General features: G+C 62.1%; 2 protein-coding genes. One reads left to right on the top strand and one right to left on the bottom strand.

The window, feature by feature from the left end; all coding sequences use genetic code 11:
- Positions 1-47: 47 nt before the first annotated feature.
- Complete coding sequence (locus KHO27_RS23065) at positions 48-1385, bottom strand: TolC family outer membrane protein (protein ID WP_102684990.1); 1338 nt, start codon at positions 1383-1385, stop codon at positions 48-50.
- A 348-nt stretch (positions 1386-1733) separates the two neighbouring features.
- Here KHO27_RS23065 and KHO27_RS23060 point away from each other — a divergent pair, with 348 nt between their 5' ends.
- On the top strand, positions 1734-18626 hold the full coding sequence (locus tag KHO27_RS23060) for an immunoglobulin-like domain-containing protein (protein WP_214500821.1): 16893 nt from the start codon (positions 1734-1736) through the stop codon (positions 18624-18626).
- The last annotated feature ends 92 nt before the right edge of the window (positions 18627-18718 follow it).

The following is an 18718-nucleotide window of genomic DNA, read 5'->3' as shown; positions in this document are numbered from 1 at the left end:
GACCTGCAGCCGCCGCTGGAAGGAGCCGGGGATACTCAAGACTTCCCTCAGTTCATACCCGGCAGGTTCACCTTGGGCTTCAGGTCGTTTTGCACAACCGTTGCCATCGGCGCGACGACACCCTGGCTCTTGAGCAACTGGCCAATGGTCGCCTTGATTCGGTACTGAGTAAACATTTGTATGTTCTTCACCTCTACCAGACGACGCTGGGCGGTGAAGGTTTCATTCTCGCTGTCGAGCAAGTCGAGCAGGGTTCGCTCGCCCAGGCCGAACTGCTGTTGGTAGGCGCTGCGCACCCGATTGCTGTGATCGACATACTGCTGGGCGATCGGCACCTGGGCGTTGGCGTTTTCCAGAGCATTCCATGCCAAACCTAACTCCTCATTGAGCTGGCGCAAGGCGTTGTTGCGAATGTCCAGGGCCTGGTTGGCCAGATACGACTTCGATTCCAGGTCCGCCTTGTTGCTGCCGCCGGCGTACAGGTTGAAGTTCATGCGCAGCATGGCCTGCCACTCATTGTTGTGGCCCACCGCGCCGTCGAGGTTGTTGTCGGCCGTTCGTCCGAGTTCGGCATCGAAACGCGGATAGAAAGTAGACTTTGCCGCTTCGTATTGCTTCTCGGCAGCCGCGATGTCCGACTCGGCCGAACGCAGGATCGGGCTCTCTTCGACCAGTTGGTGACGCGCCTCTTCGAGGGTGGCCGGCAGCAGGTCGACAAATGGCGCAGGCGTGCTTAACTCGTCGGGCATTTGCCCGACGACGCTCAGGTAGTTGGTGTTGGCATCGGCCAAGTTGGTCTGCTCGGTGATCAGGTTGTTGCGGGCCTGGGCCTGGCGCGCTTCGGCCTGGTCGAGGTCGGCCATGCGGCCTACGCCACGGCTGGTGCGCAACTTGATCTGGTCGAGGATGCGCTCATGGTTGCGCAGGTTTTCTTCGGCCAGGCGCACCATCTCACGGCGCGACAGGACGTCCAGGTAGACTTGGGCGACGGTCAGCGCGGTGCGCTCGGACGTCCCCAGCAGGGAGTAGGCGCGAGCGTTGACGGTGGCTTGTTGACGCCCGACCTCGCTGGAAGTGGCAAAACCGTCAAAGACCATCTGCCGCAGGCGGATCGCCGATTCGCCACGGTTGAGCGTCTCCCAGCGGTTGCGGGTGCTTGGGCTGTCGGTGCCCTCGCGGCCATAACCGGCCGTCACATCGACCCGCGGCAAGTAGCCGCCCTGGGCTGCACGCAGTTGGTAGTCCGCAGCCGTACGGGCGTTCACGCCGGCCTGGATTTCCGGGTGTACCTCGAGGGCCTTCTGCATGGCTTCAGGCAAGGTTTGTGCTTGAGCGAAAGAGGCGGCGAGAGCGAAAGGAAGAGCGGTGAACAGTGACGCACGCATTTTTACTGGTTCCCGAGAGAGCTGTTGTCCCAAATCACAGCCGAAGCCGTGCCTGCCTTGGAAAATGGCGAACCCTGATCTGTATGTAGGAAGCTTCCGAATAGGCAGTGCGATTAATACAAAAGAAAGGGGTTGGCTGGCCAAATATCAATGTGACATTACCTTGGCGATTGTTTAGGATGGCAGCCAGAAGGTCAATAGTTTGGCATAAACTTAATAGCCAGAAATTATAGACGTAAAATTGACGCAATTATGCGTCAAAAACATTATTGAAACATTCCATCAGTCGCCGCCTTCGAATGCCGGCCGGGCATGGAAGCCAACTGAACGGGTAGTCCGGAGAGTCCAATGAGCACTGTTGTTGCCATCGTCAAAAGCATTGTTGGCCAAGTCATCGCAGTTTCCCCAGAAGGCATCCGGCGCGTACTGATCGAAGGCGATCGCCTGCTTGCCGGTGAACAGGTAGACACCGGCACTGGCGGCGCGGTCACTCTGGAGCTGGCCGACGGCCGTCTGCTCGACCTCGGTCGCGACACCCAGTGGAGTGCCGACGCCCCCGACAGCAGCATCGACCTGAGCCAGGCCACCGCCCAGGCGGCGCCCTCGGTGGAGGAGCTGCAACAAGCCATCGCCGCCGGCGTCGACCCGACCACCGAACTGGAGGCCACCGCTGCCGGCCCGGCCGCGGCAGGCGGCGGTTCGGTAGGCGGCGGGCATAGCTTCGTCCTGCTCCAGGAAACCGCCGGGGTGGTCGACCCGACCATCGGCTTCCCCACCGGCCCAATAGGCTTTGCCAACGGGCTGGGTATCGATGAGCAGGGCGGGCTGGACGGCAACAACGCCAGTACCAACACCACCAACGCCCCGCTCACCACAGGGCTGACCCTGAGCGCCACTCCCACGATCACCGAGGCGGGTGGCGTAATTGTCTATACCGCCACCGTCGGCCAGCCACCGCTGACCAACCTGACCGTGACCCTGTCCAATGGCGCTGTCATCGTGATCCCGGCGGGCCAGACCACCGGCACCGTCAACGTCAATGTCCCGGCCAACGACACGCCCTACATCGATGGCGGCCAGATCTCCGCGACCATCACCGGAACCAGCGGCGGCAACGGCCTGATCGTCACGCCGAGCACCACGCCGGCGGTGACCGAGGTCACCGACACCATCGATACCACCACTGCCACGCTGACCGCCAACCCAAGCGTGACCGAAGGTGGCGTGATCACCTATACCGTGACCCTGACCAACCCGGCCCAGACCCCAGTCACCGTCACCCTGTCCAATGGCCAGACCGTCACCATCGAAGCCGGCAAGTCGTCAGGCAGCGTTGATTTCCAGACCCCAGCCAATGACGTCTATAACAACGGCAGCACCGTCAGCACCACGATCACGGGGGCAACGGGCGGTAATTTCGAGAATCTGGTGCCAAACCCGGCACCAGCGGAAACAAAGATCAACGACTCCGTCGACACTACCACCGCCACCCTGACCGCGACCCCAAGCGTGACCGAAGGTGGCGTGATCACCTACACCGTGACCCTGACAAACCCGGCCCAGACTCCGGTCACCGTCACTCTGTCCAATGGCCAGACCGTCACCATCGAGGCTGGCAAGTCGTCCGGCAGCGTCGATTTCCAGACCCCGGCCAACGACGTCTATAACAATGGCAGTACTGTCAGTACCACGATCACGAGCGCAACGGGCGGCAACTTCGAGAAACTGGAGCCGAACTCGGCACCAGCGGAAACGAAGATCAACGACTCGATCGACACCACCACCGCCACTCTGACCGCGACTCCAAGCGTCACCGAAGGCGGCGTGATCACCTACACCGTGACCCTGACCAACCCGGCCCAGACTCCGGTCACCGTCACTCTGTCCAATGGGCAGACTATTACCGTCAAGGCCGGCGAAAGCACTGGCAGCGTCGACTTCCAGACCCCGGCTAACGACGTATTCGTCAACGGCAGCACGGTCAGCACCAGCATCACTGGTGTCACCGGTGGCAACTTCGAGAAGCTGGAACCCGACACTACGCCGACCCAGACCGTGATCAGCGACAGCATCGACACGGTGACCGTCAGCATCGCCAGCAATGGCAACGTGACCGAGGCCGAACAGCCGACCTTCACTGTATCGGTCAGCCAGAAGCTCGACCATGACCTGACCGTGACCCTGTCCAATGGCGCCACTGTGGTCATCAGCGCCGGCCAGACCCAGGCCACCTACAGCCTTCCGGCCCAGGGCGACGACGTATTCAACGACGCCGGCTCCGTGACCCTCGCCGTGACCGATGCCAGCGTGGCGGGCAAGACCTTCGAGAACCTGCAGTTGGGTGGCGATGCCACCGTGCAGATCACCGACACCGTCAGTGAAGTGGTCGCAACCCTCACTGCCGACAAGACCACTGTGTCCGAAGGTGGCCAGATCACCTACACCGTGACCCTGACCAATGCCCAGGGTCTGCCGGTCAGCGGCCATAATGGCCTGACCTTCACCCTGACCGATGGCACCAAGGTCACCATTCCGGCAGGCAGCACCAGCGGCACCTTCACCATCACGGCTCCTGACGACGTATTCGTCGGCGGCCAGCCTTCGATCGTCAACAAGATTGAATCCGTTGCCGGTGGCGACAACTTCGAGAAGCTGACCCTCGGCGACAACTCGGTCACCACCACCGTGACCGACGAGCCAGGTACCGGCACTCCAGGCACCGACAACCAAGGCGACAAGGTCACCGTCACCATCGTCGGCAAGGGCGATGTCACCGAAGACCAGCAGCCGGCCTTCACCGTCAAGGTCAGCCAGAAGCTCGACCACGACTTGACCGTCACCCTGTCCAATGGCGACAAGGTGGTGATCCCTGCTGGCCAGACCGAAGCCGAGTACAAGGCCAAGCCCCAGGGCGATGACGTATTCAAGGATGGCGATACCCTGACTGTCGGCATCACCGATGCTGCCGTCGATAGCAAGGCCTTCGAGAACCTGGAACTGGGCGGCAACACCTCGGTGCAGATCACCGACACCATCAGCGAAGTCGTCGCGACCCTGACCGCCGACAAGACCACTGTGTCGGAAGGTGGCCAGATCACTTACACCGTCACCCTGACCAATGCCCAGGGTCTGCCGGTTAATGGCCACAACGGCCTGACCTTCACCCTGACCGATGGCACCAAGGTCACCGTACCGGCCGGCAGCGCCAGCGGCACCTTCACCATTACCGCACCGGATGACGTGTTCGTCGGCGGCCAACCAACCATCACCAACAAGCTGGAAGGCGTCACCGGCGCCGACAACTTCGAAAAACTGACCCTGGGTCAGGACGAAGTGAAGACCTCCGTCACAGACGAGCCGGGCACTGGTACCCCAGGCACCGACAATCAGGGCGACAAAGTCACCGTCACCATCGTCGGCAAAGGCGATGTCACCGAAGACCAGCAACCGGCCTTCACCGTCAAGGTCAGCCAGAAGCTCGACCATGACCTCACCGTAACCCTGTCCAACGGCGACAAGGTGGTGATCCCAGCAGGCCAGACCGAAGCCGAATACAAGACCAAGGCCCAGGGCGACGACGTCTTCAAAGACGGCGATACCCTGACTGTCGGCATCACCGATGCTGCCGTTGACGGCAAGTCCTTCGAGAACCTGGAACTGGGTGGCAACGCCTCGGTTCAGATCACCGACACCATCAGCGAAGTGGTCGCAACCCTGACCGCAGACAAGACCACCGTCACCGAAGGTGGCCAGATCACCTACACCGTGACGCTGACCAATGCCCAAGGTCTGCCGGTCAACGGCCACAACGGCCTGACCTTCACCCTGACCGATGGCACCAAAGTCACCATTCCGGCGGGCAGCGCCAGCGGCACCTTCACCATCACCGCACCGGATGACGTGTTCGTCGGCGGCCAGCCTTCTATCGTCAACAAGATCGAATCGGTCGCCGGTGGCGACAACTTCGAGAAACTGACCCTCGGCGACAACTCGGTCACCACCACCGTGACTGACGAGCCAGGTACCGGCACCCCAGGCACCGATAACCAAGGCGACAAGGTCACCGTCACCATCGTCGGCAAAGGCGATGTCACCGAAGACCAGCAGCCAGCCTTCACCGTCAAGGTCAGCCAGAAGCTCGACCATGACCTGACCGTCACCCTGTCCAATGGCGACAAGGTTGTGATCCCGGCCGGCCAGACCGAAGCCGAGTACAAAGCCAAGGCCCAAGGTGATGACGTCTTCAAGGACGGCGATACCCTGACCGTCGGCATCACCGACGCTGCCGTTGACGGCAAAGCTTTCGAAAATCTGGAGCTGGGCGGTAACGCTTCCGTCCAGATCACCGACACCATCAGTGAGGTCGTCGCAACCCTGACTGCGGACAAGACCACCGTCAACGAAGGTGGCCAGATCACCTACACCGTGACCCTGACCAATGCCCAAGGTCTGCCGGTCAACGGCCACAACGGCCTGACCTTCACCCTGACCGATGGCACCAAGGTCACCGTTCCTGCCGGCAGTGCCAGCGGTACCTTCACCATCACCGCTCCTGACGACGTATTCGTCGGCGGCCAGCCGAGCATCGTCAACAAGATCGAATCGGTTGCCGGTGGCGACAACTTCGAGAAGCTGACCCTCGGCGACAACTCCGTCACCACCACCGTGACCGACGAGCCAGGTACCGGCACTCCAGGCACCGACAACCAAGGCGACAAGGTCACCGTCACCATCGTCGGCAAAGGCGATGTCACCGAAGACCAGCAACCAGCCTTCACCGTCAAGGTCAGCCAGAAGCTCGACCACGACCTGACCGTGACCCTGTCGAACGGCGACAAAGTCGTCATTCCAGCCGGTCAGACCGAAGCCGAGTACAAAGCCAAAGCCCAGGGCGACGACGTCTTCAAAGACGGCGACACCCTGACTGTCGGCATCACCGCTGCTGCTGTCGACGGCAAGTCCTTCGAGAACCTGGAACTGGGCGGCAACGCCTCGGTGCAGATCACCGACACCGTCAGTGAAGTGGTCGCGACCCTCACCGCTGACAAGACCACCGTGTCCGAGGGCGGCCAGATCACCTACACCGTGACCCTGAACAATGCCCAAGGTCTGCCGGTCAACGGCCACAATGGCCTGACCTTTACCCTGACCGATGGCACCAAGGTCACCGTTCCTGCCGGCAGTGCCAGCGGTACTTTCACCATCACCGCTCCTGACGACGTATTCGTCGGCGGCCAGCCGAGCATCGTCAACAAGATCGAATCGGTTGCCGGTGGCGACAACTTCGAGAAGCTGACCCTCGGCGACAACTCGGTCACCACCACCGTGACCGATGAGCCGGGTACGGGTACCCCAGGCACCGACAACCAAGGCGACAAGGTCACCGTCACCATCGTCGGCAAGGGCGATGTCACCGAAGACCAGCAGCCAGCCTTCACCGTCAAGGTCAGCCAGAAACTGGACCACGACCTGACCGTAACCCTGTCGAACGGCGACAAAGTCGTCATTCCAGCCGGTCAGACCGAAGCTGAGTACAAGGCCAAAGCCCAGGGTGATGACGTCTTCAAGGACGGTGACACCCTTACCGTCGGCATCACCGATGCCGCCGTCGATGGCAAGGCCTTCGAGAACCTGGAGCTGGGTGGCAACGCCTCGGTACAGATCACCGACACCATCAGCGAAGTCGTCGCAACCCTGACCGCTGACAAAACCACCGTCACCGAAGGCGGCCAGATCACCTACACCGTGACGCTGACCAACGCCCAGGGTCTGCCGGTTAACGGTCACAATGGCCTGACCTTCACTTTAACCGATGGCACCAAGGTCACTATTCCTGCGGGCAGTGCTAGCGGTACCTTCACCATCACCGCTCCGGATGACGTGTTCGTTGGTGGTCAACCAACCATCACCAACAAGCTGGAAGGCGTCACCGGCGCCGACAACTTCGAAAAACTGACCTTGGGTCAGGACGAAGTGAAGACCTCCGTCACTGACGAGCCGGGCACCGGCACTCCAGGCACCGACAACCAAGGCGACAAGGTCACCGTCACCATCGTCGGCAAGGGCGATGTCACCGAAGACCAGCAGCCGGCCTTCACCGTCAAGGTCAGCCAGAAGCTCGACCACGACCTGACCGTAACCCTGTCGAACGGCGACAAAGTCGTCATTCCAGCCGGTCAGACCGAAACTGAGTACAAGGCCAAAGCCCAGGGTGATGACGTCTTCAAGGACGGTGACACCCTTACCGTCGGCATCACCGATGCTGCCGTCGATGGCAAGGCCTTCGAGAACCTGGAACTGGGTGGCAACGCCTCGGTGCAGATCATCGACACCATCAGTGAAGTCGTCGCGACCCTGACCGCTGACAAGACCACCGTCACCGAAGGCGGCCAGATCACCTACACCGTGACGCTGACCAATGCCCAGGGCCTGTCGGTTACCGGCCATAACGGCCTGACCTTCACCCTGACCGATGGCACCAAAGTCACCGTTCCGGCCGGCAGCGCCAGCGGGACCTTCACCATCACCGCCCCGAGCGACGTATTCGTCGGCGGCCAGCCCTCGATCGTGAACAAGCTCGAAGGTGTCAGCGGCGCGGACAACTTCGAGAAGCTGACGCTCGGCAAGGAGACACTCACCACTACTGTCACTGATGATCCGGATACCGGCAACAAGGTATCTGTCACCATCGTCAGCAACGGCGATGTCACCGAAGACCTGCAGCCGTCCTTCACCGTCAAGGTCAACCAGAAGCTGGACCAGGATCTCACCGTCACCCTGAGCAATGGCGCCAAGGTGGTGATTCCGGCTGGCCAGACCCAGGTCGAGTACAAGGCGGATGCCCAGGGCGATGACGTCTTCAAGGATGGCAGTTCGCTGACCGTCGGCATCACTGATGCAGTCGTTGATGGCAAGACCTTCGAGAACCTGCAGCTGGGTGGCGATGCCACCGTGCAGATCACCGATACCGTCAGCGAAGTCGTCGCGACCCTGACCGCCGACAAGACCACTGTGTCCGAAGGTGGCCAGATCACCTACACCGTGACCCTGACCAATGCCCAGGGTCTGCCGGTCAGCGGCCATAATGGCCTGACCTTCACCTTGACCGATGGCACCAAGGTCACCATTCCGGCAGGCAGCACCAGCGGCACCTTCACCATCACGGCTCCTGACGACGTATTCGTCGGCGGCCAGCCTTCGATCGTCAACAAGATTGAATCCGTTGCCGGTGGCGACAACTTCGAGAAGCTGACCCTCGGCGACAACTCGGTCACCACCACCGTGACCGACGAGCCAGGTACCGGCACTCCAGGCACCGACAACCAAGGCGACAAGGTCACCGTCACCATCGTCGGCAAGGGCGATGTCACCGAAGACCAGCAGCCGGCCTTCACCGTCAAGGTCAGCCAGAAGCTCGACCACGACTTGACCGTCACCCTGTCCAATGGCGACAAGGTGGTGATCCCTGCTGGCCAGACCGAAGCCGAGTACAAGGCCAAGGCCCAGGGCGATGACGTATTCAAGGATGGCGATACCCTGACTGTCGGCATCACCGATGCTGCCGTTGACGGCAAGGCCTTCGAGAACCTGGAACTGGGCGGCAACGCCTCGGTGCAGATCACCGACACCATCAGCGAAGTCGTCGCGACCCTGACCGCCGACAAGACCACTGTGTCGGAAGGTGGCCAGATCACTTACACCGTCACCCTGACCAATGCCCAGGGTCTGCCGGTTAATGGCCACAACGGCCTGACCTTCACTTTGACCGATGGCACCAAGGTCACTATTCCTGCGGGTAGTGCCAGCGGCACCTTCACCATCACCGCGCCGGACGACGTGTTTGTCGGCGGTCAGCCTTCGATCGTCAACAAGCTCGAAAGCGTCAGCGGCGCGGATAGCTTCGAGAAGCTCACGCTCGGCAAGGACACCCTCACCACGACCGTGACCGATGAGCCAGGTACTGGCACGCCCGGCACTGGCAACGAAGGCGACAAGGTTTCCGTGACCATCGTTGGCAACGGCGCAGTCACCGAAGATCAGCAGCCGTCGTTCACCGTCAAGGTCAGCCAGAAACTCGGTCAGGACCTGACCGTAACCCTGAGCAACGGCGATAAAGTGGTGATCCCGGCCGGCCAGACCGAAGCCGAGTACAAAGCCAAGGCCCAAGGTGATGACGTCTTCAAGGACGGCGACACCCTGACCGTAGGGATTTCCGACGCCTCGGTCACCGGCAAGACCTTCGAGAACCTCGAGCTCGGCGGCAACGCCAGCGTTCAGATCAACGACACCATCAGCGAAGTCGTAGCGACCCTGTCTGCCGACAAAACCACCGTCAGTGAAGGCGGCCAGATCACCTACACCATCACCCTGACCAATGCCCAGGGCCTGTCGGTCACCGGCCACAACGGCCTGACCTTCACCCTGACCGACGGCACCAAGGTCACCGTGCCAGCGGGCAGCGCCACCGGCACCATCACCATCAATGCGCCGGACGACGTATTCGTCGGCGGTCAACCTACCATCACCAACAAACTGGAAGGCGTGACCGGTGCCGACAACTTCGAGAAACTGACCCTGGGTCAGGACGAAGTGAAAACCTCCGTCACCGACGAGCCAGGCACCGGCACTCCGGGCACTGGCAACGAAGGCGACAAGGTCTCGGTCACTATCGTCGGCAACGGCGCGGTGACCGAGGACCAGCAGCCGTCGTTCACCGTCAAGGTCAGCCAGAAACTCGGTCAGGACCTGACCGTAACCCTGAGCAACGGCGATAAAGTGGTGATCCCAGCGGGTCAAACCCAGGTCGAGTACAAGGCTACCGCCCAAGGCGATGACGTCTTCAAGGATGGCGACACCTTGACCGTAGGGATTTCCGACGCCTCGGTCACCGGCAAGACCTTCGAGAACCTCGAGCTCGGCGGCAACGCCAGCGTTCAGATCAACGACACCGTCAGCGAAGTCGTAGCGACCCTGACCGCCGACAAGACCACCGTCAGTGAAGGCGGCCAGATCACCTATACCGTAACCCTGACCAATGCCCAGGGTCTGCCGGTCAACGGCCACAATGGCCTGACCTTTACCCTGACCGATGGCACCAAGGTCACCGTTCCTGCCGGCAGTGCCAGCGGTACCTTCACCATCACCGCTCCTGACGACGTATTCGTCGGCGGCCAGCAGAGCATCGTCAACAAGATCGAATCGGTTGCCGGTGGCGACAACTTCGAGAAATTGACTCTGGGTGACAACACAGTCACCACGACCGTGACCGACGAGCCAGGTACTGGTACCCCAGGCACCGACAACCAGGGCGACAAGGTCACCGTCACCATCGTCGGCAAAGGCGATGTCACGGAAGACCAGCAGCCAGCCTTCACCGTCAAGGTTAGCCAGAAACTGGACCATGACCTGACCGTCACCTTGTCGAATGGCGACAAAGTCGTCATTCCTGCTGGCCAGACCGAAGCCGATTACAAGGCCAAAGCCCAAGGTGATGACGTCTTCAAGGACGGCGATACCTTGACCGTCGGCATCACCGATGCCGCCGTCGATGGCAAGGCCTTCGAGAACCTGGAGCTGGGTGGCAACGCCTCGGTACAGATCACCGACACCATCAGTGAAGTGGTCGCGACCCTCACTGCCGACAAGACCACCGTCACCGAAGGTGGCCAGATCACCTACACCGTGACGCTGACCAATGCCCAGGGGCTGCCGGTCAACGGCCACAATGGCCTGACCTTCACCCTGACAGATGGCACCAAGGTCACCATCCCGGCCGGCAGCGCCAGCGGCACATTTACTATCACCGCGCCGGACGACGTGTTCGTCGGCGGCCAGCCTTCGATCGTCAACAAACTTGAAGGCGTCAGCGGTGCGGGCAACTTCGAGAAGCTCACGCTCGGCAAGGACACCCTCACCACGACCGTCACCGACGAGCCAGGTACTGGTACTCCGGGCACCGGCAACGAAGGCGACAAAGTCTCGGTCACCATCGTCGGCAACGGCGCTGTCTCCGAAGACCAGCAGCCAAGCTTCACCGTCAAGGTCAGCCAGAAACTCGGCCAGGACCTGACCGTCACCCTGTCGAATGGCGATAAAGTCGTCATCCCGGCCGGTCAGACCCAAGTTGAGTACAAAGCCACCGCCCAAGGCGATGACGTATTCAAGGATGGCGACACCCTGACCGTCGGTATTTCCGATGCGTCGATTACCGGCAAGACCTTCGAGAACCTCGAGCTCGGCGGCAACGCCAGCGTTGAGATCACCGACACCGTCAGCGAGGTCGTCGCCACGCTGACCGCCGACAAGACCACTGTGTCTGAAGGCGGCCAGGTCACCTACACCGTGACCCTGACCAACGCCCAGGGCCTCTCGGTCACCGGCCACAATGGCCTGACCTTCACTCTGACCGATGGCACCAAGGTCACCGTACCGGCCGGCAGCGCCAGCGGCACCTTCACCATTAACGCACCGGACGACGTGTTCGTCGGCGGCCAGCCTGCGATCGTCAACAAGATCGAAGGCGTCAGCGGCGCAGAAAACTTCGAGAAGCTCACCCTCGGCGACAACACGGTCACCACGACCGTGACCGACGAGCCAGGCACCGGCACTCCAGGTACCGATAACCAAGGCGACAAGGTCACCGTCACCATCGTCGGCAACGGCAATGTCACCGAAGACCAGCAGCCGTCGTTCACCGTCAAGGTCAGCCAGAAACTGGCGCAGGACCTGACCGTGACCCTGAGCAACGGCGACAAGGTCGTGATCCCGGCCGGTCAGACCCAGACCGAGTACAAGGCTGCCGCCCAGGGCGACGATGTGTTCAAGGATGGCAGCTCGCTGACCGTCGGCATCACCGATGCCGCAGTCACCGGCAAGACCTTCGAAAACCTGGAGCTCGGTGGCAACGCCACTGTGCAGATCACCGATACCATCAGTGAAGTCGTCGCGACCCTCACCACCGACAAGACCACTGTGTCCGAAGGTGGCCAGATCACCTACACCGTGACCCTGACCAATGCCCAGGGCCTGTCGGTCACCGGCCATAACGGCCTGACCTTCACCCTGTCCGACGGTACCAAGGTCACCATCCCCGCCGGCAACGCTACCGGCACTGCCACCATCAATGCACCGGACGATGTGTTCGTCGGCGGCCAGGCGACCATCAGCAACAAACTGGTGACCGTCAGCGGTGCCGACAACTTCGAGAAACTGACCCTCGGCCAAGGTGAGGTGCAGACCTCCGTGACCGACGAGCCGGGCACTGGAACCCCGGGCACCGACAACCAGGGCGACAAGGTCTCCGTCACCATCGTCGGCAATGGCAATGTCACCGAGGACCTGCAGCCCTCGTTCACCGTCAAGGTCAGCCAGAAGCTTGGATACGACCTGACTGTCACCCTGTCCAACGGCGACAAGGTGGTGATCCCGGCCGGTCAGACCCAGACCGAGTACAAGGCTGCCGCCCAGGGCGACGACGTGTTCAAGGACGGCAGCTCGCTGACCGTCGGCATCACCGATGCCACGGTTCCAGGCCATACCTTCGAAAACCTGGAGCTGGGTGGCAATGCCACCGTGCAGATCACCGACACCATCAGTGAAGTCGTGGCTACCTTGTCCGCCGACAAGACCACCGTGTCCGAAGGCGGCCAGGTCACCTACACCGTGACCCTGACCAACGCACAGGGCCTCTCGGTCACCGGCCACAACGGCCTGACCTTCACCCTCACCGATGGCACCAAGGTCAGCATCCCGGCCGGCAGCGCCACTGGCACCGCCACCATCAATGCGCCGGACGACGTGTTCGTCGGTGGTCAGCCGACCATCAGCAACAAGATCACCGGCGTCACCGGCGCGGACAACTTCGAGAAGCTGACCCTGGGTCAGAACGAAGTGAAGACCTCCGTCACTGATGAGCCGGGCTCGGGCACACCAGGCACCGGCAACCAGGGTGACAAGGTCTCGGTCACCATCGTCGGCAATGGTAACGTCACCGAAGACCAGCAACCGTCGTTCACCGTCAAGGTCAGCCAGAAACTGGCACAGGACCTGACCGTGACCCTGAGCAACGGCGCCAAGGTGGTGATCCCCGCCGGCCAGACCCAGGTCGAGTACAAGGCCGCCGCCCAGGGCGACGACGTGTTCAAGGACGGCAGCTCGCTGACCGTCGGCATCACCGATGCCGCAGTCACCGGCAAGACCTTCGAGAACCTGGAGCTCGGTGGCAACGCCACTGTGCAGATCACCGATACCATCAGTGAAGTCGTCGCGACCCTCACCGCCGACAAGACCACTGTGTCCGAAGGTGGCCAGATCACCTACACCGTGACCCTGACCAATGCCCAGGGCTTGTCGGTGGTCGGCCACAACGGTCTGACCTTCACCCTTTCCGATGGCACCAAGGTCACTATCCCGGCCGGCAGCGCCACTGGTACCGCTACCATCAACGCGCCGGACGACGTGTTCATCGGCGGCCAGGCCACCATCAGCAACAAGATCACCGGCGTCACCGGCGCCGACAACTTCGAGAAACTGACCCTGGGTCAGAACGAAGTGAGGACCTCCGTCACCGACGAGCCGGGTTCGGGCACTCCAGGCACCGGCAACCAGGGCGACAAGGTCTCGGTCACCATCGTCGGCAACGGCGATGTCAACGAAGCCCAGCAGCCATCGTTCACCGTCAAGGTCAGCCAGAAGCTCGACCAGGACCTGACCGTCACCCTGAGTAATGGTGCCAAGGTGGTGATTCCCGCCGGCCAGACCCAGGTCGAATACAAGGCGCCGATCCAGGGCGACGATGTGTTCAAGGACGGCGGCCCGCTCACCGTTGGCATCAGCGATGCCAGCGTGGTCGGCAAGACCTTCGAGAACCTCGAGCTCGGCGGCAGCGCCACCGTGCAGATCAACGACACCATCAGTGAAGTCGTGGCCACCTTGTCCGCCGACAAGACCACCGTGTCCGAAGGCGGCCAGGTCACCTACACCGTGACCCTGACCAACGCACAGGGCCTCTCGGTCACCGGCCACAATGGCCTGACCTTCACCCTGTCCGACGGCACCAAGGTCAGCATCCCGGCCGGCAGCGCCACTGGCACCGCAACCATCAATGCGCCGGACGACGTGTTCGTCGGTGGTCAGCCGACCATCAGCAACAAGATCACCGGCGTCACCGGCGCGGACAACTTCGAAAAACTGACCCTCGGCCAGAACGAAGTGAAGACCAGCGTCACCGACGAGCCAGGTTCGGGCACGCCGGGCACCGGTAACCAGGGTGACAAGGTCTCGGTCACCATCGTCGGCAATGGCAACGTCACCGAAGACCAGCAACCGTCGTTCACCGTCAAGGTCAGCCAAAAACTGGCACAGGACCTGACCGTGACCCTGAGCAACGGCGCCAAGGTGGTGATCCCCGCCGGCCAGCCCCAGGTCGAGTACAAGGCCGCCGCGCAGGGCGACGACGTGTTCAAGGACGGCAGCTCGCTGACCGTCGGCGTCACCGAGGCCGTAGTCACCGGCAAGACCTTCGAGAACCTGGAGCTGGGTGGCAATGCCACCGTGCAGATCACCGACACCATCAGTGAAGTGGTCGCCACGCTGTCCGCCGACAAGACCACCGTCACCGAGGGCGGCCAGGTCACCTACACCGTGACCCTGACCAATGCCCAAGGTCTGTCGGTAGTCGGGCACAACGGCCTGACCTTCACCCTGACCGACGGCACCAAGGTCAGCATCCCGGCCGGCAGCGCCAGCGGCACCTTCACCATTACCGCCAAGGACGACCCGTACCTCGGTGGCCAACCGAACATCGTCAACAAGATCGAGTCGGTCGCCGGTGGCGACAACTTCGAGAAGCTGACCTTGGGCAGCAATACCGTCACCACCAGCGTCACCGACGAGCCGAGCGGCCAGGGCGACCTGACCACTGTCGGCATCAGCGGCGACACCTCGGTGACCGAAGGCGACACCGCCCACTACAACCTGACCCTGAGCAATCCGTCGAAGTCCGAGGTGACCATCACCCTGACCTACAGCGGCACCGCCACCGACGGCCAGGACTTCACCGGTGTGGTCACCGTGAAGATCCCGGCCGGCAGCAGCGGCACCACCTTCGACATCAAGACCATCGACGACAAGCTGGTCGAGGGCTCGGAGAACTTCACAGTCAAGATCAGCGGTGCCACGGGCGGCGGCTTCGAGAACCTGCAGGTCGACGCCGGCAAGTCCAGCGTCACCACCACCATAATCGACAACGACCATGCACCGGTGTCGACCGGCGGCGCGGTGACCGGCAGCGAAGACACCGACTACGTGTTCAAGTGGGGCGACTTCAACGTCAGCGACGCCGATGGCAACACTGGTCTTTCGGTGACCATCAGCAAGCTGCCGGACCTGGGCGGCCTGAAGTTCTTCAACGGCACCTCCTGGGTCGATGTCTCGCTCAACCAGAATATCAGCCAGGCTGACATCGCCGCCGGCAAGCTCAAGTTCGTGCCGCAGGCCAACCAGTCGGGCGTCGACGGTTATGGCGGCAGCGGCGTGGGCAACAAGCAGGCCGACTACGCGCAGATCAAGTACAAGCCCAACGACGGCACCAACGCCGGCGGCGAAGTGACCATGAAGGTCGATATCGCGCCTGTAGCCGATAAGCCTGACCTGAACATCGGCAACAACAACGTCAACTCCATCGGCCTGCTCAAGGAAACCTGGAACAGCCTCACCGGCCTGGGCAGCAACGGCAACGGCATCACCGGCGATGCGCTGAAGAATGTCTTCGCCAACGCCGGCAATGCCAGCAAGAGCGAAACTGTCACCGGTGTCGACACCGTTGCCAGCGTGACTGCGGGCAGCGGCTCGAAGACTTCCGGCCTGATCTACCTGGAAGCCGGCAAGACCTACGCGTTCAGCGGTACCGCCGATGACAGCCTGCAGATCGTCGTGGGCGGCAAGAACGTCGCCAGCGGCACCTGGGGCTCGGGCAGCGGCGCCATCTCCGGCAGCTTCACCCCGACCACCAGCGGCTACTACACCCTGGAGATCTACAACGCCAACCAGGCCGGTCCTGGCAGCCTGGACGTCAACATCAAGGTGGGCAACGGCGCGGTCACCGACCTCAACAGCGCGAACATCCCGATGTACCCGAGCGTCAAGGACCTGACCAACGCCGGCGTGACCGTCGGCGACCTGCACGGCAGCAACAACCAGGGCTACTACGACGGCTACAAGCTCAACGAAGGCAGCGAGAACGGCGCCCCGGTCAAGCTGGTGGGCATCAGCACCAACCTCACCGACACCGACGGCTCCGAGTCCCTGAGCGTCAAGCTCAGCGGCATCCCGGCAGGCTCGGTACTGGCCGATAATGCCGGCCATACCTTCACCGTCGGCAAGGACGCGGTGGACGTTACCGGCTGGAACCTGGGCAGCCTGACCATCAAGCCGCCGGCCTACTACCAGGGCCAGTTTGACGTGAAGGTCAGCTCGACCTCCACCGAGAGCGTCGGCGGCAGCACGGCAACCAGCGAAGGTACCATCAAAGTTACCGTCTACCCGCAGGCCTACACCACCAGCAACCTGTCCTCGGACAGCGACAACATCACCGGCACCGACGGCAACGATGTAGTGGTTGCCGACGTCACCGGCCTGCACGTGGTGCCGGGCCAGGACTACAACCTCGCCTTCATCGTCGACACCTCGGGCAGCATGGGCTCGTCCGGCGTGGATGCGGCGAAGAAATCCCTGGAATCGGTGTTCAAGACCCTGGCCGCCAGCGTCAAGGGCGACCAGTCGGGTACCGTGAACGTCCTCCTGGTGGACTTCGCCACCCAGGTAAAGAGCAGTGTTGCGGTGACCCTGAACGATGCCGGCCTGCAGCAGTTGCTCAACGCCCTGAACAACCTGCGGGCAGACGGCGGCACCAACTACGAGGACGCCTTCAAGACCACCGCCAACTGGTTCCAGAACCTCAAGGATGGTGGCAATACCGGCAGCAACCAGACGTTCTTCATCACCGATGGCAAGCCGACCTACTACCAGACCAACGAGAACTCCAACCCGACCCTGGGCACCTCGGGCATCACCCTGGACACATTCCTGGCTTCGATCAACTACAAGCCGGGCATGGCGTACAACGGCTACATCGACAGCAGCAACACCAACTACGTCAGCATCGACAATGCCGGTAACCTGCAGGTGCAGTACTACCGCAACGGTTGGAAATACGGCGTATCGGGCGAGCTGCACGCGGAAGGTAACGGCACCTACGAGCTGTCTTCGCGTGGTGGCCTGGGCTACGACACCAACAGCACCACCACGAACAACTCGCAGGACAGCTTCAAGTTGCTCTCGGGCCTCTCCGAGGTCGAGGCCATCGGCCTCAACAATGGCGTCAACACCAACGACCTGAAACCGTACGACACTGACGGCAAGCCGCAGACCAACATCGACCCGAGCAAGCTGGCCGAGGCCATCCTCGGCCATACCGAAGTCACCCAACCGGGCAACGACACGGTCAATGGTGGCGACGGCAACGACATCATCTTCGGCGACCTGATGGTCTTCGACGGTGTTGCCGGTACCGGTGTCGAGGCGATCCGCGGCTATGTCGCCGACAAGCTGGGCGTAGACGCGGGCAGCGTGGACGCACGGGCGATGCACAAGTACATCACCGAGCACTACACCGAGTTCGACGTCTCACGCAGCAACGACGGCGCCGACACCCTGCTGGGCGGCAACGGCAACGACATCATCTTCGGCCAGGGTGGCAACGACTACATCGACGGCGGCAAGGGCAACGACATCCTGCTCGGCGGCACCGGCAACGACACCCTGCTCGGCGGTGAAGGCAACGACATCCTGTTTGGCGGTGCCGGCAATGACATCCTCATCGGCGGCAAGGGCGATGACATCATGACCGGTGGCAGTGGTGCCGACACCTTCGTGTGGAAGGCCGGCGACCTGGGCAATGACGTGATCAAGGACTTCAAGGCAAGCGAAGGCGACCGCCTCGACCTGAGAGACCTGCTCCAGGGCGAGAAGGCCAGCACCATCGACAACTTCCTGAAGATAACCACGGTCAATGGCGAGTCGACCCTGCAAGTCAGCACCGAAGGCAAGCTCAACGCCGCCGGCGGCCTGGCCAACGCCGATGTGAGCATCAAGCTCGAAGGGGTCAACTGGTCCAACACCACGATCAACTCGTTGATCAGCGGTGGCGACCCGACCATCAAGATCGACAACTCCAACAGCTGATCCCCACCCCCGCGGCAGCCGGCAACGGCCGCCGCGTCGGGGGCGGGCTTTCCCCGCCAACGCTTCACGCGCATACTCGTGCACCGGGCCTA

It is taken from the genome of Pseudomonas sp. RC3H12 (assembly GCF_018596375.1).
Taxonomy (GTDB): Bacteria; Pseudomonadota; Gammaproteobacteria; order Pseudomonadales; family Pseudomonadaceae; genus Aquipseudomonas.
Note: the sequence above shows the minus strand (reverse complement) of the source record. Positions and strands in the feature narration are given on the sequence as shown.

Coding starts and splice junctions, on each gene's coding strand:
- KHO27_RS23060 (WP_214500821.1), top strand. CDS start 1,734: ATGAGCACTGTTGTTGCCATCGTCAAAAGCATTGTTGGCCAAGTCATC.
- KHO27_RS23065 (WP_102684990.1), bottom strand. CDS start 1,385: ATGCGTGCGTCACTGTTCACCGCTCTTCCTTTCGCTCTCGCCGCCTCT.